This window comes from Microcoleus sp. S13C4, assembly GCF_036700865.1.
Classification (GTDB): Bacteria; Cyanobacteriota; Cyanobacteriia; order Cyanobacteriales; family Microcoleaceae; genus Microcoleus.
Map to the genome: position 1 here is coordinate 19,826 of NZ_JAUBPS010000016.1, position 22,214 is coordinate 42,039.

Below are 22,214 nucleotides of genomic sequence, written 5' to 3' on the forward strand. Positions count from 1 at the left end.
GGTGGATAAGCGAGGGTAAAATTGATGCAGATCAAAGAATTCAGCTTAATCGAAACTTACCCCCTGCGGGGTAGTTCTGTAGGGGTGCATCTCACTTTTGCGAATATGTCAAAAAAGGCTTAAAATAAAAAAGCTAGTAAAATCGTCAAATAAAGATGAGGTAAAGAAAATGACAGCCTCAGACCAGCAACAGCTAAAAGTCTACTTAAAAGCGGCAGCAGAAGTTCTTTAGAGAAATACCGATCCAATCGAGTAAAAAAGTTTGGAAAGTATCGACAAATCGGTGCGTCAGAAAATGTTAGAATAAGTGGGTTCCACACTAGGTAGATTTTTTTTTTCAGCAGTATCAGGAATTCAAACAGGAAAACCCCCCAAATAAAATCCACAGTCGGCTCCCTCGAAATTACAGACAATCAGGCGAAAGATTTTGGTTGGAAAGCTTACAGTCAATTTAGTCCACTGATGAAAAAATGTTGTCTTTTAATCAGTGCCAACGAATCTTATCAAATGGCAGAAAAAGATTTGGAAAAATTTACGGCTATCAAAATTTTTCACAGTACATTACTCATATTAGTCAAGAGACAAGAATTTGAATTGCCTACATCTAAACAAGGAGTCCAATAAATTACATTGAATGGCGGTAAAGTCAGGCTAAGCAACGAAACCTAGGGCGAGGGGTGTTACTGGAAAGACTATAAAGCCGTATGTTGAGATAATGTTTATGATGGAGCATTTTTTCCAAATAATCAAGATTTAATTGATGGGACTAATCGGCAAAAATTACTACAAGGTAGGGGGTTCAATAAAACGATTAAAGTTAGCAGAAACTATGTTGTGGCAAGGCAAAGTTGATGAAGTTATAAATTTATTTAAAGACTTTAAAAGTCAAGCATTTAAAACGTTTTTCAATTATTTAGAGACCCATCGCTGCCGAATAGTGAATTACCAATACTACAAAGAATAATCCATAAGTTCGATTGGTTCGGGAACCGTTGAATCAAAAATTAAACGCATTGGATTAAGGGTGAAAATATCGGGAGCGCAATGGAATATTGAGAACGTTTCCTCTATCCTGGCTCTTCGCTGTGCTTATCTGAACGGTCAACTTTCAATTTGATGTATGTGCCAAAGTGAGATGCACCCGTTGCCCCTTTTATATTGCAGCCCCGCAATACAAATATTGGCAGCACACGCAGTTAATTATAGACGTGGCATGAGGGCCAGGAGGTAACGATTTTTCCCTGGAAGGGCCGGATGGAGAGCGTTTTATTACTCGTTCTCGCTTGTTTATTAAGGCGGATTAATTAGTTCTTGAAAACGCGAGATATGTTAGATTGCCGACTTTTTAAAGAAGTCGGCAATCGGGGTATTTTTTATGTGGGCTTACTTATATACGCATTTCCTCAATAAATGCAATGCTGTCAAAAATGCCATCTTTAAAAATTTGAGTGCTACGAACTCGGTGATTGTCGGCTACTAAAGTGATTGTTTCCACAAAAGTAATCAGTGCGTTACCCTCAGTTTTTGTTGACCGCATACAGATAATGTCCTGACCAGCATCCCACACGACCCCCAAAAAATCAGCATAACTGCTAGAAAATAATTTCAGCATCCGATTTTCATATTCACCTTGAAAAATTAGCTGAATGCGAGAACCATCTGAGTATTCATAGTTGTTAACTTGTCGGTGGTGACTCCCCTCAATCCCGATGCTTATATTACACAAAAAGCTGCGAGAAAAATGTCCGCGAGTATCAGTCTTAATAAATTCGCCTTTCCAAGTACCAATATGACGTGTGAAAATTTCCGGTACTTTCTCTAAATCAGGAGAGTTTAGAGGGTTGACGGTATCTTCATGAATTCCCAAATCGTTATTCATTAATTAGTCTCCGGTTTATCTAAAAAAATTGTCCAAACTTAAAAGGGCTTTTTTGTGGGTGGGGGCGTTTTTTTTACCTGTCTGCACCCTTTAAAGTTATTGGCGAACCCGCCCTACAGGATGATTAAAATTGGGCTAACGGCGACCTATTTTCAAACTCATTTCGCGGCTAGTGCGTTGATATTCGTGGACAATAGGTAATCTTTCAGCTTGAAAATTTTCTAGCGCTTCGGCAATATTAGCACTATCTGTGAGATGTTGTGCTAAACACAGGCCGTCTTCCCAGCCAGAAGTCATACCTCTAGCGCGTGTGGAACTTTTCGCGTGGGCCGCATCTCCAATTAAGATAACACGACCATCATAGATTTTTGGTAAGGGGTCAATGTCATAGGAAAAACGACAGACAATATTTTCCACAGGGGTTGATTCAATCACTTTTCGCGCATCATCTGGGAGTTTTGCTAATTCTTGGGGAGGAATTGTAATATTATTAGGTTGTAGTTTCCCTATTTCCGACTCTGTGCGCTCTTTTTCAATAAAGAAACCCCAATGAGTGCGACCTCCACCAATGTGAAAGAAGTTGGCATAAATTCCCCTACCGCGTACATAAACCAAAAAGTTTCCTTCGGGACAGAAGCTGTGATCTTCGACAATTCCTCGCCAGACAATATCGCCTAAATAGAAAAGTTCTACATCTGGAACGATAAATTGACGGACTTTTGAGACGATTCCATCGGCACCAATTAAAAGATCGCCTTCCCATTTACGGCCATCTTTGAAGTGGGCGATTGCACTGTGCTCGGTTTGGGCGATCGATGCTAATTCCGCATTAAAATGAATACACTCAGGGGGTAACTTGTCGAGGAGTGCTTCTAGAATAGCTTTGCGGTGTACCAGCATTCCTGGGAGTTCATTTTCCTGATAGGTGACGGGTTCAGAATTGATGACACCGCCACGGAGGTTGCGAAACTCGAATAATTTAACCGGATCGCCTGAGTTGATAATTGTTTCGGTGATTTCAGGGTTGCCTTGATGAAGTGCTTGCATACCTGCTTGTACGATCAGGATACCACAGCCATCGGTGCGCGGATGGGGTGCTTTTTCAAACAAGTCAACTTGAAACCCTTGTTGACTCAGCAGAATTGCCAGATAAGCTCCTGATGTTCCTGCGCCGATAATACCTATCCTACTATGGGACGAAACCATTTGTGCTTCTCCAGATTTAAGATTGCCGATCGCTTCTCAACCACTATTGTAATTAAGGAAAATCAAATTTTGGCGATCGCCCAATTGCGGATTGAGCTTTTGTTAATAGCGACAGGTTTGACGCTGCCGCTAAAATCACTATCTAAGCTGATGCAGGATTAAGGTTTAAGTGATGACTTCAAAATTCACGCACTCAAAACTTAAGACTACTTTAAGCTGGAGTATTTTTAATTAGAGCCAATTCAATTTTGTCACCAGCCTTTTGACTCACTTGTGCGCGCAAACTTGGCCCAAAAAAAGTAGCTATTTTGTCTTGCTTTTCTTCCCATAAGTCGATCGACATTAGTGGCGAATAAAACTCTAAAATTAACCCATAAGCACCGTCAACATCAACTTCCCGCAACCCTTGCAGGAGTGGTCGTTCCTCGTCTGTCGGGGCCAGGCCCAAGCGCTCCAAAGCATCATCTAAGTGCGCGGGTTGACCGTAGCGAAATCGGGTAATATCTTTGCGGACTTGGTTTTGAGTATCGGTGGCTTGACTTTCTCGCAGGAGAAGAACTTCGGGAGAAGTCGGTTCGGTGAACTCCACTGGTTCGAGTTCTGCCGCTTTGAGGGCCAAACCTCCCAGCAACAGCGGAATTCCATAAAAAAAACCCGCTAGGTTCAGGGTAGGTCTGTCTGTGAAGTAAGCTCCGAACCCGACTGCTGCTATAATACCGCCCACAACTAAGGCTAGGTTTGCTAAAGAAATTTTACGTAACATATTAGTGAGGTAAGTAGTCGGACAGAAATAATATACTTTAATTATTATCTGTCAAAAAGTCTTGAATAAATTTAGTTTTTTTGCCAAAAGACCTGCAAAAACTGCTAGCATCTATGAGCGCGGGAGCGGTGTGCATCCACAGTCTTGTCTCTAGGTTCAGAAGCTTATCCTGCCGGACTCGCCCGGGCGCGCCATCGGTAAATATCCGTGTTAATTGCGCGGCGTTGGTTCCAGAAGGCAATCGAGATCGGCAGTATCATCAAAGTATACAGAGTGGCGATCGCGATCTACACTCTTGCCCTTTCAACCATTTTTCGGACATGATTAAAGACGAAGACAAACAAACTGCTGGAGCAAACAAGGCGGTTTTGGAGCAGATTAACTCGCTCAAACGCGAAGATGAAAGGCTTTATAATATCTTAGCGATCGATGTCTGGGCCCTAGCCAAGACGATGGATGAATATCAACCGGGATTTTGGGCTGCTTTTATGAAAAACCGGGAGAAGGCCCTGAAGCGATTTTTAGCTGGAATGATGAAAAATAAACCCGCAGATACCAAACGTCCGCCTTTTTTGCGCTAAAATTTGGCTGAAGTTTGGGGGAAGTTTTGATGTACAATCAAACTATAACACAGACCCAAAAATCCTGAGCAGGTTCATCACTTCCCATATAAAAACAGTGAAGGATTTGCCCAAAAAGGTATGTCGGTGGATTAAGAATCCCCGTCTGTTCGCAGGGGGGAATGTCAAATATTTTTGTTAATAGTAGCAAAGGCAAAAAACCATGGATGCACAAACAATCAAAGAGCGCGTAGCACAGATCGAGAGCAAGCGGGAATCCCTCGTGCGGCTGTTAGATCGATCGGACTTGGGAGCCCTGAGAATAGATGTGAGTCAGGCGATCGAAGAAATTGACGATCTCTTAGAAGAATTCAAGCGCACTTTTAACAGTTAAGCAGTCAGAAGTCATTAGTCATTAGTCATCAGTTGTTAGCTAAGCTGCCGGGCATTTAATTTGCATAGTTAGGTTACTAAAAATCTTGTGGGGTGGGCCCCAAAGCTAGCCCTAAAAGTGAACATTAAATGCAGTACATAGCAATCCTCGCATCGTTTGTGAATTTCTTATACCAATTTAAGGTGAAGTTGCACATATCTCGATCCCCCTAAATCCCCCTTAAGAAGGGGGACTTTGAGAAGAATCTTGTCCCCCCCTTATTAAGGGGGGTTAGGGGGGATCAGATTCTATGCAGCCTCATAAAAAATTGGTATTACTCCCCCCGAACCCGCGCGGAGGGTTGGGGTGAGGTAAAAAATTTACGACTCCTGCAAGGATTGCTATAGCTTAATAGCTAAAAACAACCGACAACTGCTAACGGCAAATTTAACTAATGACTAATGATTAATGACTAATTAATTACCATATCCATCAAAATTTGCTGAGAGCTCACTTCCGGGCAATTAGTAGGCGGCCGTCGCTGAGAGTAGTGTCCTCCCGGCTGCAAATCCCAAGCTTGGCGGTTGTCAGCCAGCATTACCCCCAAAATTTCTTGCAGTTCCTTGGCAATTGTCGGGTCTTCCACCTGAACTATGGCCTCCACCCGTCTTGTGAGATTGCGCTGCATCCAGTCAGCAGAACCAATATACACCTCTTCGTCGCCACCGTTGAAAAAATAAAACATCCGAGAATGCTCTAAAAAGCGCCCGATAATACTGATAACTCTGATATTTTCGCTAACACCCTCAACGCCGGGACGCAAACAGCAAATCCCCCGAATAATCAAATCAATTTTAACTCCCGCTTGCGAAGCTTCGTACAAAGCAACAATGATTTGAGGGTCAACTAAAGCGTTCATTTTAGCGACAATGCGGCCGCAGCTACCGATACCGCCTTCTGCCTGCAAGCGGCAGAATTCTGCCTCGCGACGGATTAAAGCTAAAAATCGATCGCGCATATTGACTGGCGCTACCAATAATTTGCGATAAGATACCTGCCGCGAATAGCCCGTCAAATAATTAAACAAATCCGTCAAATCAGATCCCAAATCCTCGCGACAACTCAACAAACCCACATCGGTATACAGTCCGGCTGTTTTGGGATTGTAATTGCCGGTGCCGATGTGGACATAGCGGCGGATGTGCCCGTCCTCGCGACGCACTACCATCACAATTTTGGTGTGGGTTTTGAGTCCCACCAAACCGTAAACTACGTGGACTCCCGCTTGTTCTAACTTGCGAGCCCAATTAATATTATTTTCTTCGTCAAACCTCGCTTTGAGCTCTACTAAAACGGCTACCTGCTTGCCGTTTTCCGCTGCTTGAATTAAGGCGCTGACGATCGGCGAATCTCCAGAAGTGCGGTATAAAGTCATCTTAATCGCTAACACGGAGCGATCGTGCGCCGCCTCAGTAATAAACCGTTGCACCGTCGCCGCAAACGAGTGATAAGGATGGTGCAGCATCAAATCCCCCTGCCGGATGGCGGTGAAAATATCCTGACCATCCTCAGCATCCAACATCGATTTCTCTAAAATCCTTGCCGATTCCGAGTTCCGCAAGCGGGGCGGCACAACCGGAGTCCAAGCCGGGTCTTTCAGTTCCGGCACCGGCAGCCCCACAAAAGACATCAAATCCTTGAGGCCTAGCAGCCCCTCTACGACGTAAACATCTTGCTCACCGAGATACAGCTCATCCATCAGCATATCTCGCAGCGCAGGTGGCATAGTCGCTTGAATTTCCATCCGCACAGCAGAACCTCCAAATCGGCGCTTGCGGAGTTCCTGTTCTATTGCCAGCAGCAAATCCTCCGCCTCATCTTCCTCCACCGTCAAATCGGAATTGCGAGTAATGCGGAACGGGTGATATTCCTCAACGTCCATCCCCGGAAACAAAGCTTCTAAATTGTGGGCAATCACCTGTTCTAGGGGCACGCCAGTCCAAACAGGAGATTTGCCCCTCTGCGGCCACTGCAAATCCCCCGGTAGTGGCAAAAACCTCGGGAGTACCTGCGGTACTTTGACGCGGGCAAATAATTCTTCCCGCGTGTCGGGGTCCCTGACTACTACTGCTAAATTGAGGCTGAGATTGGAAAGGTAGGGGAATGGGTGGCTGGGGTCAACTGCTAAGGGAGTGAGTACGGGAAATACTTGTTCTTTGAAGTAGCGGTGCAAGTAATTGCGCTGTTCTTGATTGAGGTCAATGTAGTCCAGAATGTAGATGCCACTTGCTGCTAGTTTCGGCCGCAGGGTTTGCTCAAAATAGGCGTGTTGCTGAGAAACCATCGGCAAAAGCCGCTTGTTCAGGCCATCTAGCTGTTGTTGAGGCGTGCTGCCGTCGGAGGTCAATTTGCTGACTTTTGCTTGTACTTGCTGTTTGAGGGCAGCCACCCGCACCATAAAATATTCGTCTAGGTTGGAACTAAAAATAGCGAGAAATTTGAGCCTTTCTAGGAGGGGCGTGCGGGGGTCGAGGGCTTCGTGGAGCACGCGGTTGTTGAATTCTAGCCAGCTTTGTTCTCGGTTGAAGTAATATTGAGGGTCGCTGAGATTGATTTCAGTGTAGGTTTTGGCGGGGATCTTTTTTGGCTTGGGCATGGTTTGAGGGAGTCTTGGGGAGGCTCAGTGATGGCATCTCTAGAAATAGTATTGTAGGTTAAAGGATTTGTTCGCATCTGCTTTTGGTCGATCGCTCAAACATTGAATTTAGGCAAAACTTTCAACTATTTTTCGAGGATTACCACGAAATCCTCAATCATCACATCAAAAGTTCGAGCCAGCTTGTGGACTGCTGCAAAGTCAACCATTGCCATCCCCTGAGAACGAGCATAATTGCTAATCGTACTGTAGCCCACGCCCGATCGCTCCGCAACTTCCTTGAGCGTCCATCCCTTCTCGGCAGCCAACTCTCGAACCCGCAATCTGACTAAGCCTTTGCTCATATTCACTATTTACAAAATTTTGGATTTAGTATAATATATCAAAAAGCGATCGCCCCCGGTCTGCAAACTAAAGACGATCGCCAGTTAAAATTAATCCCGACAGATAATTTCTGTCGATCGCACTTAGCAGAGATAGATTTAGCTACCACCACCAGATGCAACTACAATGATATCAGAAAATCAGCTAAGAGCGTCAACGATCGGCGCATCAAAAATTATTCACAAATCGTCGATCGTCAATCCGCGATCGAGATTTGTCACCGAAGAAACAGTAGCACTCCTGTTCAACATATCACCCGAACAGATATACCGGATCGAATGCTGCCACAACGTGGTGTACGTTCATGCCAAAGGCCTCAGTCGATTTGTCAGCTACGCCGATTTCCCCCCTATCTTAGAAGTAAAACCGCCCTGTGCTCAAGATTTTGTCGCCTGGTACAAACGCTGGAAACGGACACAAGCACCAGAATTTTGGACTAAATTCTATACGTACAACTTCAAAACTGCTGTTTCAGTTGACAGCTTGCTTGAGTGGGGTAAATTAGTCGCTACAGTTAAATCGGTAATTTCTGCCTCAGCGCTGCAACAGCTACGAGATGTTTACGCTCAAGAAAAAACATTGATGGAACATTTTTAAACCACGCCGGAGGGATAAACCCGCGATTGTTCGTCGCCAGCAAATGTAAGGTGTTTTTCGGCGCATCCTACGGCTTAGAAATGCTCGTTTGTAAGGTGCGCTGCGGCGCACCCTACGAGATAGAGGTTATGATCAAAACTCTTCTTTACCTTCCAATCCCCACATATTGGAAACCAGCGGCTTCTAAAGCCTTCTTGTCTAAGAAATTGCGGCCATCAATCATCACCGGATGATTCATCAACTTCGCCATTTTCTCGTAATCTAAATTGCGAAACTGTTCCCAGTCAGTCACCAACACCAAAGCATCGCAACCATCAGCCAGTCTTTCCGGATCAGTTTCTACCAAAACTCCCGACAAACCGTGACGCATTCCAGTTTGAGAAACAATCGGATCGTAAGCTTTAACTTTCGCTCCCAATCGGTTCAAACTCTCGATTAAATTCAGCGCCGGAGCATCCCGCAAATCGTCAGTATCCGGCTTGAAAGTCAAACCCAAAAGTCCGACAGTTTTACCTTTGAGAATCTTCAAAACTTGTTGCAACTTTTCAATAGCAATCAACCGCTGGCGTTCGTTAACTTCCACCGCCGCTTTCAGCAAATGCGCTTCGTAGCCGTAATCCTCAGCAGTGTGAACTAAAGCCGAGACATCTTTCGGGAAACAAGAACCGCCCCAACCAATGCCAGCTTGCAGAAACTTGCTACCAATCCGCGAATCTAAACCGATACCTTTCGATATTTGGGTAATATCTGCACCGACGCGATCGCAAATGTTAGCAACTTCATTAATAAAGCTAATCTTCGTAGCCAAAAAAGCATTAGCTGCGTACTTAATCATCTCCGCTGAACTGATATCGGTCATTACCACAGGCACCTCGGGCAAAGACGGATTTTCTGCAAACTTGCGATCGACAATCGGCCGATATAACTGTAGCATCATATCCATAGCCCGCCGAGAGTTGCTGCCGAGAACAATGCGATCGGGATTAAAAGTATCGAAAACAGCACAGCCCTCCCGCAAAAACTCCGGGTTGCTAACCACATCAAATACCACACCTTTTTTTGCTGCTACTTCCTCACCAGTAGCCCCGTCACCGCTTTGAGGTTTTTGACGTTCTGCTAAACCGTCGAGTACAATTCTTCGCACCCAATCTCCCGAACCGATGGGCACCGTTGACTTGTTTACGATTACTTTGTAATCGCCGTCGAGGTGAGCGCCAATCCCACGAGCAACCGCTTCCACGTAGCGAGTATCGCTTTCCCCAGTAGGCAAAGGAGGCGTCCCCACGGCAATAAACAAAATGTCCCCGTGAGCCACTCCTGCTGCTAAATCGGAAGTAAATTCTAGATTGCCCGACGCAGATGCAGAGGACATTAATTCTGACAGTCCGGGTTCAAAAATAGGCGACTGTCCAGACTTCATTAATTTAACTTTTTCTTCGTTATTGTCTACGCAAATCACGTGGTGGCCGATGTGGGCCAAACAAGTGCCAGTGACTAAGCCAACATATCCTGTACCGATGACGCAAACCTGCATACAAATGTCCTCAAAGTTAGTAAAAAAATCAGATGGCAATCGGGAATTGCGAATTGCGAATTGCGAATTTAGAATTGAGAATTGGAAATAAGGAAGATTTTTCCCCTCCCCCACTCTCCCCCTCTCCCAGTCTCTACTTTTGGTTTCCCTCGATGCGATCGCGAAAATCCTTTATAGTCAACTCTAAACCTTGATCCAGGGGAACAGTTGGCTCCCACCCCAACCAATTTTTAGCACGAGTAATATCCGGTTGTCGCTGTTTTGGATCGTCTTCCGGCAGCGGCTTAAAGATAATTTCTGCCCCAGGATTAATCGTGTTTTGAATTTTTTGGGCCAGTTCCAATATAGTGTATTCGCCTGGATTACCCAAATTCATTGGCCCGATTTGGTCGCTATTCATCAAACGAATAAATCCTTCCACCAAATCAGAAACGTAGCAAAAACTCCGGGTTTGGGAACCGTCGCCGTATACTGTCAGCGGTTGATTCCGCAAAGCTTGAGCAATAAAATTGCTCACTACTCTGCCGTCATTTTCCAACATCCGGGGGCCGTAGGTATTGAAGATTCGTACAACTCGAATGTCTACTCCATTTTGCCGATGGTAATCAAAAGATAAGGTTTCAGCTACTCGTTTGCCTTCGTCATAACAACTGCGAATTCCTATACAATTAACGTTGCCGCGATAATCTTCTGTTTGTGGATGTACGTCAGGATCTCCGTACACTTCGGAAGTGGAGGCGAGAAAGAATCTTGCTTTTACCCGTTTTGCCAATCCCAACATATTCATCGTGCCGATGACATTTGTTTTAAGGGTCTTGACAGGGTTGTACTGATAGTGTATAGGGGAAGCGGGACACGCCAGATGGTAAATCTGATCTACCTCCAACCGAATCGGTTCCGTGATGTCGTGGCGGATCAGCTCAAAATATGGGTTGTCCAGCCATTTGAGGATATTGCGTTTAGTCCCGGTGTAAAAATTATCCAGGCAGACTACCTCGTGTCCTTGGGCCATTAAGCGATCGATTAGGTGGGAACCGAGGAAACCCGCACCGCCTGTGACTAAAATTCTCATTGTGGAAACTGCCGTTCTGTTTAGGGGTAGGACTGGGGTACAAAAATTCAGTCGCTAGAATGAAACTTTCTAATAGAATAACAAAATTGCGATCGACAATGTAAACACTTATGTGTCACTTTTATAAAATCTTTAATTAACTTAGCATTTTTCAAGAGTTTGAACGAAGTGCTATAATTCCTAAATCTTCGCTAGCAATTTTTATTTAAGTTTCACTATTCAGAAAAAATACTGTTGACAATACTTCTGTTATTTGTTACTGGTTATTAGTTACTTGATGACTTCGGTTTGAAGTTGGGCGATGCCCTACGGGATAGCTGGGCTTCACGGGCTTGTTGGAAAAAACAAGGGTCGATTTATCTCAAAAGCAATATGAGAGAAGTTATCTCGATTTCGCGAAGAGAATGTCCGCCACTTTCAACCCTGGGTTGCACCCGTTCAATTGGGATTTCGGGAGATTGCAGCCAGAACTAAATTAGGTTGATTGTGTAGCCTTTAGTTTGACAGTTTCTCAAGAATCGAGCAAAGTTACGATCGGCTAAAGTTGTCTCGAAGGCGGAATCGGTGCCAGAGTCTGATAAAGTTCGCAGTCTTTGTATCATTAAGCGTGCTGCGAGGATATGCAACTGACTCTGGATTGAATGGGGACATTCCGGCGGCGCATCTGCATGGACATATTCAAAACATTCTCAAAATAAAAATTGGGTAATAATATCGGGAAAACTGTAGTTTTGCCTGAACCGTTAGGGCCGCCAACCATGTAAATATTTGGCCTAATAGTAATATTAATTTTACAGCTTGTCTCTTAGTCCCCCTCTGCTGGGACGAGAGTTTGTGTAGGATTGGTTTCAACCGCCGAATACTCAAAGGGATAACTAACTATCCCTTCCCTCCCCATGACATCTCAACCCAGCGGCGGAATAGTTCGACAGTAATACTGTAGCAACCATCACTTTCTCGAACCACATCGTGGCGTTCGAGAGTTTTTAGTGCTTCCTGTAAACTTGTCTCATCCATCCCTGTTTCTTGACTCAGCCTGTCGAGATTCATTCCTTCTAAGTGAGGTGCTAAGGCTTTTAAAATCTCCTGTTGTCCCGATGCGCCTTGCGCTGCTTGACCCCAAACTCCTGTAAAATAGTAGCGACCTCGGCTGAAGAATTCCGGGTCGTTGATGACTATTGCTACGTCTTCTAGTGTAAACATTGGATCGCGGGGGCGTCCCATTTCAAATACTTGGTCGTTGTAGAGGCGGACTAACAGAAATCCTACCAATTGCGTGAGGTAGGGTTGGCCATGAGTTAGTTCATAAATGCGATCGAGGGCTTCTGGTTTGTAGTCGAGGAGAAAATCATCATCGGGATTGGCTAAAACTTGGCGAGTTGCACCTAGACTCAGGAAACCTACTCGGATGGGGGGGAGAATGCTAGCAAAAAAAGGATGGAAATAATCCTGGGTCATTTCATCCAAGGTGTGCAATCCGGCAAAAGCAAAGGCTACTTTAGAACTCATTTGCACCATCCCTCGCAAAAAACCGATAAAATCTTGATTGATGTTCCCAGCGTCTATCAATTCTTCTATTTTTTCAAACTCGTCTAAAGCAACGATTAATCCACCTTCTATATTTGCTATTACTTGTTCGATGTAGCGTCCAAAAGTGAGATAGGGTAAATCGAGTAAATCGCGATCGGCAGGAGGTGCAATCTTGACTGTTTTGGCAATGGCATCGGTGATGAATATTAGCAGTTCGCCGACTCCTTGAGAGCAGTCTCCTACCCGCAGCAAATTGACATAAGCTACCTGTACTTTTGAGCCTAAGCAGTTGCTAGCATTCAACAAAATCGAAGTTTTTCCCATCCGCCGATGACCGTAGAGAGCCACAGATTGAAGCGGATTGCCTTTTACCCACAACTCCTCTAGCTGTCTGATGATGTCTTCGCGGCCCACAAATAGATTGCCTTGGACTGGATCGCCAATTATATAGGGGATAGTCACAGGTTGAGTGATCGAAATATCTCCGAGTTTCCCGGTCACTTGCAGTAATATTTCTTGCCATTTTTGGGCAGTTTTAATAATTAAAATTCGTTCAGATTGTGGTATAATATCTGGACTATCGAGGATAGTTTTAAGTTCACCTAATGCTCGGTTGAGGGCAAGGGAACGGGCAGAACGAGATAAGCTATTCTGGACAAGTTGAACATCGGCAATTACCCGCCGTAGAGAAGCAATTGCTTCCCAAGTAGTCTCACGCAGCAGAGGTGGATTGGGGGAAGCAGGCAGTTTCAGGAAAGCAATCTCGGCTAGTTCTCCTGTTTGGTGAAAATCTGTGAGAATCTGCGCTAAGGTAAACATCTCCTCTCCATAAAGCAGCTCTCGCACTATAGCGAAAGCTTCTGTAGCTTTGTCTGGTTCTTGCTCGTGGAGATACCAGAAACCAGCGGCAGAGGCACGGGCAGGAGTATTTAAACGAATTTCTGTTTGAAAACGAGCTTGAATTTGTTGTCGCCAAGGTAGGATGAAAAAATATGCTACTGCTCCTGACTTCATTCCTTCACTTAGAGAAGCTGAGGCATAATACACCAACTCCCAATACCAAGGATCTGCTGATAATTGAGCGACGCGATAGATAAGTTGGTCTTTTGGTGTCTCTGCCAGTACGCGATTTACAGCTTTATCAACAGGGATAAACTGACGGGTAAATCGTAGTAATTGGTTAATGTTGTGCAATCCTGTTTCCCAATCCCGGCTCAGCCAATTAGCTATTTGAGAAGACAGGTAGGGAAGGGGAAGTAGGGTAATGTGAGGAAATTGTCTATTTAGCTGTTGACGCTGAAGTAGGGTAAACGGTACAGCGAAAAGCCAATTTTCAGGACGTGCGATCGCCACGCCGGACGCCACGCCGAACGCCACGCCGAACGCCACGCCCCACGCCACGCCCCACGCCACGCCCAACGCCACGCCCCACGCCACGCCCCACGCCACGCCGAACGCCACGCCCACCACCACGCCCCACGCCACGCCCACCGCCACGCCCAACGCCACGCCCACCGCCACGCCGAACGCCACGCCGAACGCCACGTCCACCGCCACGACCACCGCCACGCCCCACGCCACGCCCCACGCCACGACCACCGCCACGCCGAACGCCACGCCGGACGCCACGCCCACGGCCACGCCCAACGCCACGCCCAACGCCACGCCGAACTCCACGCCCAACGCCACGCCCACCGCCACGCCGAACGCCACGCCGAACGCCACGCCGGACGCCACGCCCAACGCCACGCCGGACGCCACGCCGGACGCCACGCCCAACGCCACGCCCAACGCCACGCCCAACCAATCGATAGAAATGCCTATTTCCTCGAAAAATTTACTCAAGCCTACGGGGATAACAATGATTAACATCAAGGCTTGTAGAATTAACTGACACTGGACTGAATTGTGACGTAACCACTCCCACTTTTCTCGCCAGGTTTTGGCATCTTCTAAATTGGCATCTTCTAAATTAGATTCACACCCAAATGTTAACTCATACCACTGCACAGCTTGAGGAAAGAAAAACACCCAATATAACAATCGCAGGTAATCTAAAGGATTCCACAAAGAAAGAGGGCGCTTCAGTTTGGGAGCTAAATCTAACCGAGGAACAGGGCGATCTTTTTGACTCATAAATAGGTGGGAATGAATAAACAGGACTTACGCACGGCTGGTGAGAAACCGGGTTTTTTACCGAATCTGCGATTCTCTAACGAAATATTTTCATAAAAAACCCGGTTTCTGGGCCCCCATGTGTAAGTCCTAGTTGATATAACCAGCATAAGTTTGATAGCACAACTGCATCAATTTCTGAGGATAGCCACCACTTTCAGCAATTAACCCCGCAATTTCTGCCTCAGTAAAATTCACGGGCTGAGCCACAGGTGTTAACCAGGAAGCCTGGAGGCGACTAGCAATAAATTCACGGCAGATTTTTTCATCCCATTGCTTCAGATTTTCCTCATGTCCTTTGAAAGGAGATGTCATATTTTTTCCAGGAAATAGGATATCTAGAGAGGTGCGCGCGGCGATAACTAGACGCAAAGGTGGGTTATATCCCTCAGTCAAACCCCGTAATAGGCTGCGTGTTGGATTAGTAAATCCATCCCATTTCATATTCTCGACTTCATCTAAAAGCAACAGCAATCGGTGCGATTCTAAAGCCCGTTCTAGTGAATATCCCTTCACTGTCTCGATACCCGCTTTGTGGCATAAAGCATCGTAAAAGTCATTTTCATGGCAAACAATTTGCAAATCGAGGTAAATGGGTTTGCGCGGATGATGGAGTTGATTTGGTGCTTCTCGGTAAATGGCTTGTAGCAGAGAACTTTTGCCGATCTCACTTTCGCCAATGATTGCTACGCTACTGCCACTATTCAGCGTCTCGAATACCCGCCGAATTTCCCTTTCTCTGCCAAAAAAAAATCGCGGATCGTCTATCTTGCCATGCTGGGGAATAAAAGGATTATTGTGGTTAATATTTGGTTGTTCTACTTCTGCGGTTGGATTGTCATTTGGTAAAGGTATTTGGGGCGATGGCGTTCCATTGGGTTCTCGAATTTCTTGCCAATCCAATCCTAAAGCCTTGCAAATTGCCACAAAATACTGGGGCCTGACACCCTTCTTGTTGGCGAAAAACTTTTTAACTGTGTGAATATGGATGCTCTCACCCCTAATCAAAACACGCTCGGCTAAGTCTTCGGGAGTCCAGCCTTTATCTATGAGAGCTATTTTTGCTTTTTCGATTCCTGCGTCAGATGCTTTGAGTGTTGGTTGCGGCATAGCCAAATTACAAACCTTTTAAGTATTATAGCGAGCGATCGCCAACCAAACGCATCCTAAACGCATACCAAAGTCATACTAACTGAAACCTATACACAGGCTGACTTTCAAGCTTTTACTCTTTAAGATTAAAACATATCCAATAAGAAAGTAGCAATCATGAAAGCTAAACCCAAATCTACTAAAATGACTCCTCTTCAATCTCCCTCTCCTTTCCAGTACGTCTTCGCCACTGTTATCTTTTTTACCTTACTTTCTGGAGGCGTGTCTTTCTGGATTAGTACCGAAGATCAGCCATCTCCCCAACAAGCTCGCATTTTTGAGACTTGCAATAACACTTGGAATATGGGTGTGGGTGCGATTTTCGGACTTTTAAGTAGTAAGGTAGTTCAAGATAATGATGATGATGAGGAGTAATCTCTGATAGTTGATTTGCAAAAAGGCGATCGTCCTTCATCTCCAAAAGTGCGTGAAGCGTAGTTATCCCGTAGGGAATCGCTCTTAATCTAGCTTCCCTAACTCTTTGTATTTATCTGGGTTTAAACACTCCTGGACGCACTCGGACAAAGAAACCGGGTTTTTTACTGAATTTACCGTGTGTAACGCATCTTTCGGGAAAAAAACCCGGTTTCTGGCATTCCACGGGGACGGGCAAGATGCCCATCCCACAAGAAAACAAACTCTTTGTGGAACAGGCATCTTGCCTGTTCTAGATGACTGCAAACAACTACAAAAAAACAGACTCTTTGTGGAACAGGCATCTTGCCTGTTCCTGACAAAAGGCCACACAGATTACGAATCCCGATCGAGCTTCAGCACAGCCATAAAAGCCTCCTGCGGCACATCCACAGTACCCACAGACTTCATCCGCTTCTTACCCTTCGCCTGCTTTTGCAGCAACTTCTTCTTCCGCGAAATATCACCGCCGTAACACTTCGCCAACACATCCTTCCGCAAAGCCGGAATGTGTTCCGAAGCAATCACCTTCGCGCCAATTGTCGCTTGAATCGGCACCTTAAATTGATGACGAGGAATCAACTCCTTGAGTTTTTCCGTCAATCCGCGGCCCACATTGTAAGCCTTATCCCGGTGTACGATCATCGCCAAAGCATCAACCGGATCGCCATTAATTAAAATGTCCATTTTCACCAACGGATTTTCGCGATAACCGATGAGGTGATACTCCATGCTCGCATAACCGCGCGATCGCGATTTCATCTGGTCAAAAAAGTCCGTCACCACCTCCGCCAAAGGCAACTCGTAAACCAGCGTAGTTCGGCCTTGACTCAGATACTTCATATCCATAAAAATGCCCCGCCGACTTTGAGACAGTTCCATCAGCGCGCCCACATAAGTTTCCGGCGACAGCATTTCTACCCGCACATAAGGTTCCTCAATTTTCTCGCGATACTGAGGATCTGGCAAGTGGCTGGGATTGTCAATTGTTAACACTTCTCCTTTAATTGTTGTGACTTGATAAACCACAGAAGGAGCCGTCACAATCAAATCCAAATTGTATTCTCTCTCCAGTCTTTCTTGCACAATTTCCATGTGCAGCAAACCCAAGAAACCGCAGCGGAAACCAAATCCCATCGCACTCGAAGTTTCCGGTTCGTAAGAAAGCGCCGCATCGTTGAGTTCGAGTTTTTCTAAAGCTTCCCGCAAATCTGGAAATTGGTCAGCATCGATCGGGAACAAGCCGCAAAAAACCATCGGTTTTGCTTCTGTATAACCCGGCCAAGGCTCCGGTGCAGGCTTTTTGACCAAAGTAATCGTATCGCCGACGCGAGCATCAGCTACCGCTTTAATTGCCGCGCCCAGATAACCGACTTCCCCCGCGTGCAGTTCGTCTACTTGAACTTGAGTCGGTGAAAGGATGCCCAATTCATCGATGACATATTCCTTACCCGAAACCATCAACAAAACTCGATCGCCCTTTTTGACACTTCCGTCCATCACCCGGAAATACACAATTACCCCGCGATAAGCGTCATAATAACTGTCAAAAATTAGCGCCCTGAGCGGTTTGTCAACAGTATCCTGCGGCGGCGGCACCAATTCGACGATCGCCTCCAAAATCTCATCTATACCAATTCCTTCCTTAGCAGAAGCCTCAATCGCCCCGCTACAGTCCAGACCGATAATTTCTTCAATTTCCCCTTTTACCCGTTCCGGTTCTGCCCCCGGCAGGTCAATTTTATTTAAAACAGGAATAATTTCCAGATTGTTTCCCAAGGCAAGGTAGACATTTGCCAGGGTTTGTGCTTCCACGCCTTGAGATGCGTCTACCACCAGCAGCGCCCCTTCGCAAGCAGCGAGCGATCGCGACACCTCGTAAGAAAAGTCTACGTGTCCGGGAGTGTCGATCAGGTTGAGCACGTACTCCTGACCGTCCTTGGCAGTGTAATTCATCCGAGCCGCTTGCAGCTTGATCGTAATGCCGCGTTCGCGTTCGAGCTCCATATTGTCTAAAAACTGCTCCTTCATCTCCCGTGCCTGCACAGTCCCAGTCGCCTGCAACAGCCGATCGGCCAAGGTGGATTTTCCGTGGTCGATGTGAGCAATAATCGAAAAATTACGAATGCGAGATACAGGAACGTTAGTCATAAAACCTATCGGCAAAAGATTGACTTTTGTTGTATTATAAAACTTCATTCAATTTACAATCATTTATACTCATTTAGAGACTTAAATAGAATTTAATTTTTTCTAAGCTGTGGGTTGACAGATTAATTGTATTTATGCTATGTTAAACAGCCAACTCCAGCCAATACGCCCTCCTGGGAAAAAAGTTTTCTCTCTGTTATCGTACAAAAATCTGTTAAACGGTTAGGGAACAGCCGATCGCCACCATCCGCCCTCAAACCTCCAGCTCAGTCAGGTTGCTCTCAGGAGTGCGATCGCCAACTTAAAAATATTGGTTAGAAGTTACTGGCGCTTGACAATAAGCACATAATTTGGTCAAATGACGGAAGCGGGACGGTAAGGGTGTAAAAAATATAGGTTTTCATCCGTTGTGAATATCTACTAGGGGTAAGGCATCACTACCTTCAAAACACTTCCTTCAAAACAAAAAGGCGTAAATTCCTAGAAGGAATTGAAACTTAAGAATTAAAACTAGGATTTTTTAACTATGAGCGAATCACGTATACCCTCCCACAGTTCGTCAGAAAAAGTGGAACTATCTATCCATATAGATTCTGAACTGCTAGACCAAATTAAGCACTTGACGAATGACCCCAGCAAAGTCATTGAAACAGCAATCAAGCAGTGGCTCAGAGGCGAGCGCCGCGAAGACGAGTTGGCTCTGAGTTTACGCCGCAACCCCCCAGTCCCCCCTCGCGGCGAATGGAACGACTGAGCTTCTCTCGCCCCAGACGGTGCGCCCAAATCTGCAGGGTGTGAAATTTCGATCGCGCAGGCGATCTCCGGCTCATTTTGTGGCGAAAGCTACAGGTTGTGGGCGACTTAACTCGGCTAACTGACAACCTCGGAACTATTCAAGATGACGGAAAAAATGCCTGAGCCAGTCCCAGACTTGAGCTGTTGGCAGCCTCAGATTTTGACGTAATTTTCAAACTCGATCGTTAATCGGTGCAGATTCCTAATTCCTCAATCTTAATTTTTATTTCTTAATTACCCAAAACGGCTGAGAACGAATAGTTTTGAGCTTTGAGTTGAGTTCAGAATTAAAGTATTAATATTTTATGAGTTCATTAATCACTCAAAAGTCAATAGTAGAAGCCTAAAATTTTTGCAAAGTGTGAGTTTTGAGCGATTAATGTTTTAATTAAAAAGCCAACAACTTTTTAATTGATTAATAACTCACCAATTAACACTAGAAGCCCCAAACAAGGGCGAGTCTTGAGCCTTTTATTAAAAACTCAATACTCCAAAATCAGAACTACTTTCATCCCCTACTCTGATGGACTCTAACACAGATTTCCGGCAATCGAGCCTCGCCTCTACAGCCTTTTTTCAAGAGTTAGGAGCAGAATTAGTATTTACCCAAGACGCCTCTGGTCGATATCTATCTTTTTATTGGCAAAAAGCCGAACAGTACAACGTTACAGCAGAACAAATTGTCGATCGCCCCCTCAGCGAAACCCTGCAACCCATCCCCCCTGCACCTTATCTCGATATCCTGCGACGATCGCTCGAAACCCTCGTTCCGCAACGGTTCAGCTATCCATTTGGCCACGCCGGACAATATTTTCTCTTCGATTTGACACTCACTCCGGCGATCGACTCAAACGGCAAAGCTACAAAAGTCTTAGTTATGGGAAGGCTGCTGTCTGACAAACCCAAAGACAGACGGCCTGATTCCCCAGAATTCATGCTCTATCGAGCTTTGCCATCCCCCTTGGACGCCCGCCAACAAATGTCGCTTCCAGCTAGCCGTATCCCCCGTCGATCGCTCCCTCCCTACTCGGAAATCGACCGTAAAATAATCTCTCAAATCGCTCACAACCTGCATAAAACCCTCGATTTAGCCACCATTTGGCAGCAAACTGTTAACAGTTTGGGTCAAGTTTTAAACGCGAGTCGCTGCATCATCTGTTCCTACAAAAAAGACAGCGAAAATCTCGAAACATCCCCGTTCCTTGCACCAGAAAATCAGCAAAATTCGACCGCCACAGCAGCCGAATTACAACAGTCAATAGTTAGCGATCCCTCGCCCCCAATTTCCCCCACTCAAATCGAAAATCTCCAATCGAAAACTTTTAAAGTAGTAGCTGAGTACCGCCAAGAAGCTTACTCTTCTATGCTGGGAGTAGAACTGCGCGCAGCCGAACAGCCAGGGTGGATTCAAACTTTAGCTACCTTAAAACCAGTAGCAGTCGATTACGCCTCCCCCGCCGCTGATCCCTTCCACCGCCATTCCGTGCTCGTAGCAGCTACCTCCTATGAAGACCAACCCAATGCACTGATATGTTTGCACCGCTGCGGCAGTTCCCCGAAATGGAGTCCAGTCGAACTCGAATTCGCCCGCGAGTTAGTCGCTCAAGTCGGCAGTGCGATCGCCCACGCTACACTTTACCAAGAATTAGAACAAGCCCGCGCCGAAGCCGTAGCTCTTTCCCAACTTAAAAGTCAATTTCTTGCTAATACTTCTCACGAACTCCGCACCCCCCTCAACGGCATCCTCGGCTTCCTAAAACTGCTTATGGACGGCATGGCAGATGACCCCGAAGAAGCGCACCAATTTATCGAAGAAGCTTACCGATCAGCAGTACATTTGTTCAATGTGATTAACGATATTTTGGATGTCGCTAAAATCGAAGCTGGCAAAATGGAGTTAGACCTCGCTCCCGTCAAACTCGGTGAACTGTTGCAACAAGTTGAGAATTTTACACGGGTTCAAGTCGAGCAAAAGCGATTGCAATTTCAAATCCAAAAACCCCCTGTGGAGGACGAGATTATTCTGTACGGCAACTACCAACGCCTGCTTCAGGTAATCTTGAACCTCACGGGCAATGCGATTAAATTTACCGGGGAAGGGGGAATTCGCATCAGTGCCGAAATTATTAAGAAAAAGGTGACTGTTGACAACCAGCAGTTCCCCGGAATGGTGAAAATCCGAGTTGCTGATACTGGCATTGGCGTTTCTCTCGACAAGCAGGATAAATTATTTGAGTCGTTTTTTCAGGTGGACGGCGCTCGTACCAGACAATACGGCGGCACCGGTTTGGGATTGGCTATTTCTCAAAAACTGGTAGAAGCAATGGGGGGTACAGTAAATTTTTACAGTATGGGCGAAGGGCTGGGAGCGACTGTTACTTTTACTGTCCCGCTTTATCAAGAACCACTATTTAAAAATTAATCATCGGTAATTGATCATCAGTAATTGGTCATCGGGACATTGAAGGAATCAGCAAAAATTAAGAAGCAAGAGGGAATCAGGAAGCCGAAAAAAAACTGCTAGAGCGGTTCTCAACTTTCGTGAGGTAATCGCTAGCTTTCTTACCAATTACCAATTACCAAACTGTACCTTACTTACTTAAAAATTGCTATATTCTTGTATTAGTAAGTTCTGTTGCGTGAATAAAGGTCATCGATAATTGGTAATTATCCTATAAACACTGTTCGATCGCCCACTACCGTATCAATTTTGACTTTTATCGGTCGCCAAGCTGCCTCCTTGGGAGTTTTGGACTCATATTGATCACCCACGCCACTTCCGAATCCCCACCCAGAATTGGCATAAATCAAATCCGGGGGATGCGGATAACAGCTCATCTTTAATCTGTCGGCTGGCAGCCCACACCTCCTAGTAAACCCCCACAAACCGCCAACTTTACAAGAACTTAATGCCTACTTTTAGCACTGATTCAGCTTTCTCATCCCCTACTGTAAAGGATTTTTAAGAAAAAA

General features: G+C 45.6%; 19 protein-coding genes and 1 pseudogene. 9 read left to right on the forward strand and 11 right to left on the reverse strand.

Annotated features, from left to right (window positions below; translation table 11 throughout):
• The first annotated feature begins 169 nt into the window (after positions 1–169).
• Positions 170–1,117, forward strand: a pseudogene (locus QT996_RS09285) (ISKra4 family transposase).
• Between the two features lie 13 nt (positions 1,118–1,130).
• The gene (locus tag QT996_RS09290; RefSeq protein WP_333046175.1) at positions 1,131–1,217 is read left to right on the forward strand and encodes a DUF779 domain-containing protein; all 87 of its coding nucleotides are present in this window, start codon (positions 1,131–1,133) and stop codon (positions 1,215–1,217) included.
• Between the two features lie 170 nt (positions 1,218–1,387).
• On the opposite strand, the gene QT996_RS09295 is transcribed toward QT996_RS09290, so the two are convergent.
• Both QT996_RS09295 and QT996_RS09300 read right to left on the reverse strand, forming a co-directional pair.
• Positions 1,388–1,879 carry a DUF3598 family protein gene (locus QT996_RS09295; protein WP_333046048.1) on the reverse strand — a complete coding sequence of 164 codons (492 nt, stop codon included), beginning with the start codon at positions 1,877–1,879 and terminating at the stop codon, positions 1,388–1,390.
• A gap of 135 nt (positions 1,880–2,014) precedes the next feature.
• Positions 2,015–3,085 carry an FAD-dependent monooxygenase gene (locus QT996_RS09300; protein WP_333046049.1) on the reverse strand — a complete coding sequence of 357 codons (1,071 nt, stop codon included), beginning with the start codon at positions 3,083–3,085 and terminating at the stop codon, positions 2,015–2,017.
• Between QT996_RS09300 and QT996_RS09305 the strand changes: the two genes are divergently transcribed.
• Positions 3,086–3,247 (forward strand): hypothetical protein, encoded by a 162-nt coding sequence (locus QT996_RS09305; protein WP_333046050.1) that lies wholly within the window; start codon positions 3,086–3,088, stop codon positions 3,245–3,247.
• A 49-nt stretch (positions 3,248–3,296) separates the two neighbouring features.
• Here the strand turns inward: QT996_RS09305 and QT996_RS09310 are convergent, their stop codons facing one another.
• The gene (locus tag QT996_RS09310) at positions 3,297–3,848 is read right to left on the reverse strand and encodes a DUF2854 domain-containing protein (protein ID WP_333046051.1); all 552 of its coding nucleotides are present in this window, start codon (positions 3,846–3,848) and stop codon (positions 3,297–3,299) included.
• A gap of 320 nt (positions 3,849–4,168) precedes the next feature.
• On the opposite strand from QT996_RS09310, the gene QT996_RS09315 reads away from it, so the two are divergent.
• A complete protein-coding gene (locus QT996_RS09315; protein WP_006632500.1) occupies positions 4,169–4,429 on the forward strand; it encodes a hypothetical protein in 261 nt (86 codons plus the stop codon).
• A gap of 202 nt (positions 4,430–4,631) precedes the next feature.
• Positions 4,632–4,802 carry a hypothetical protein gene (locus QT996_RS09320; RefSeq protein WP_333046052.1) on the forward strand — a complete coding sequence of 57 codons (171 nt, stop codon included), beginning with the start codon at positions 4,632–4,634 and terminating at the stop codon, positions 4,800–4,802.
• A gap of 451 nt (positions 4,803–5,253) precedes the next feature.
• On the opposite strand, the gene ppk1 is transcribed toward QT996_RS09320, so the two are convergent.
• Positions 5,254–7,437: a polyphosphate kinase 1 gene (gene ppk1, locus QT996_RS09325; protein WP_333046053.1), complete on the reverse strand. Its 2,184-nt coding sequence runs from the start codon at positions 7,435–7,437 to the stop codon at positions 5,254–5,256.
• 125 nt (positions 7,438–7,562) lie between these two features.
• A complete protein-coding gene (locus QT996_RS09330; RefSeq protein WP_006632503.1) occupies positions 7,563–7,781 on the reverse strand; it encodes a helix-turn-helix domain-containing protein in 219 nt (72 codons plus the stop codon).
• Positions 7,782–7,947: 166 nt separating this feature from the next.
• On the opposite strand from QT996_RS09330, the gene QT996_RS09335 reads away from it, so the two are divergent.
• Positions 7,948–8,418 (forward strand): hypothetical protein, encoded by a 471-nt coding sequence (locus tag QT996_RS09335; RefSeq protein ID WP_333046054.1) that lies wholly within the window; start codon positions 7,948–7,950, stop codon positions 8,416–8,418.
• Positions 8,419–8,563: 145 nt separating this feature from the next.
• Here QT996_RS09335 and QT996_RS09340 read toward each other — a convergent pair whose 3' ends face one another.
• From QT996_RS09340 to QT996_RS09355, 4 genes are all read right to left on the reverse strand, one after another.
• Positions 8,564–9,952 carry a UDP-glucose/GDP-mannose dehydrogenase family protein gene (locus tag QT996_RS09340; RefSeq protein ID WP_333046177.1) on the reverse strand — a complete coding sequence of 463 codons (1,389 nt, stop codon included), beginning with the start codon at positions 9,950–9,952 and terminating at the stop codon, positions 8,564–8,566.
• A 133-nt stretch (positions 9,953–10,085) separates the two neighbouring features.
• The gene (locus tag QT996_RS09345) at positions 10,086–11,024 is read right to left on the reverse strand and encodes a UDP-glucuronic acid decarboxylase family protein (RefSeq protein ID WP_333046056.1); all 939 of its coding nucleotides are present in this window, start codon (positions 11,022–11,024) and stop codon (positions 10,086–10,088) included.
• An 879-nt stretch (positions 11,025–11,903) separates the two neighbouring features.
• The gene (locus tag QT996_RS09350; RefSeq protein ID WP_333046058.1) at positions 11,904–14,690 is read right to left on the reverse strand and encodes a helix-turn-helix domain-containing protein; all 2,787 of its coding nucleotides are present in this window, start codon (positions 14,688–14,690) and stop codon (positions 11,904–11,906) included.
• Positions 14,691–14,819: 129 nt separating this feature from the next.
• Complete coding sequence (locus tag QT996_RS09355; protein WP_333046059.1) at positions 14,820–15,839, reverse strand: XRE family transcriptional regulator; 1,020 nt, start codon at positions 15,837–15,839, stop codon at positions 14,820–14,822.
• 159 nt (positions 15,840–15,998) lie between these two features.
• On the opposite strand from QT996_RS09355, the gene QT996_RS09360 reads away from it, so the two are divergent.
• Positions 15,999–16,256 (forward strand): hypothetical protein, encoded by a 258-nt coding sequence (locus QT996_RS09360; protein ID WP_333046061.1) that lies wholly within the window; start codon positions 15,999–16,001, stop codon positions 16,254–16,256.
• Between the two features lie 375 nt (positions 16,257–16,631).
• Here QT996_RS09360 and lepA read toward each other — a convergent pair whose 3' ends face one another.
• The gene (gene lepA, locus QT996_RS09365) at positions 16,632–18,446 is read right to left on the reverse strand and encodes a translation elongation factor 4 (protein WP_333046062.1); all 1,815 of its coding nucleotides are present in this window, start codon (positions 18,444–18,446) and stop codon (positions 16,632–16,634) included.
• Between the two features lie 526 nt (positions 18,447–18,972).
• Between lepA and QT996_RS09370 the strand changes: the two genes are divergently transcribed.
• Together QT996_RS09370 and QT996_RS09375 are read left to right on the forward strand one after the other, a co-directional pair.
• Positions 18,973–19,200: a type II toxin-antitoxin system CcdA family antitoxin gene (locus tag QT996_RS09370; RefSeq protein ID WP_333046063.1), complete on the forward strand. Its 228-nt coding sequence runs from the start codon at positions 18,973–18,975 to the stop codon at positions 19,198–19,200.
• A 564-nt stretch (positions 19,201–19,764) separates the two neighbouring features.
• Positions 19,765–21,663 carry an ATP-binding protein gene (locus tag QT996_RS09375; RefSeq protein WP_333046064.1) on the forward strand — a complete coding sequence of 633 codons (1,899 nt, stop codon included), beginning with the start codon at positions 19,765–19,767 and terminating at the stop codon, positions 21,661–21,663.
• 245 nt (positions 21,664–21,908) lie between these two features.
• Here the strand turns inward: QT996_RS09375 and QT996_RS09380 are convergent, their stop codons facing one another.
• Entirely contained in the window at positions 21,909–22,079 is a 171-nt protein-coding gene (locus tag QT996_RS09380; protein WP_333046065.1) for a hypothetical protein, read from the reverse strand.
• Positions 22,080–22,214: the final 135 nt, after the last annotated feature.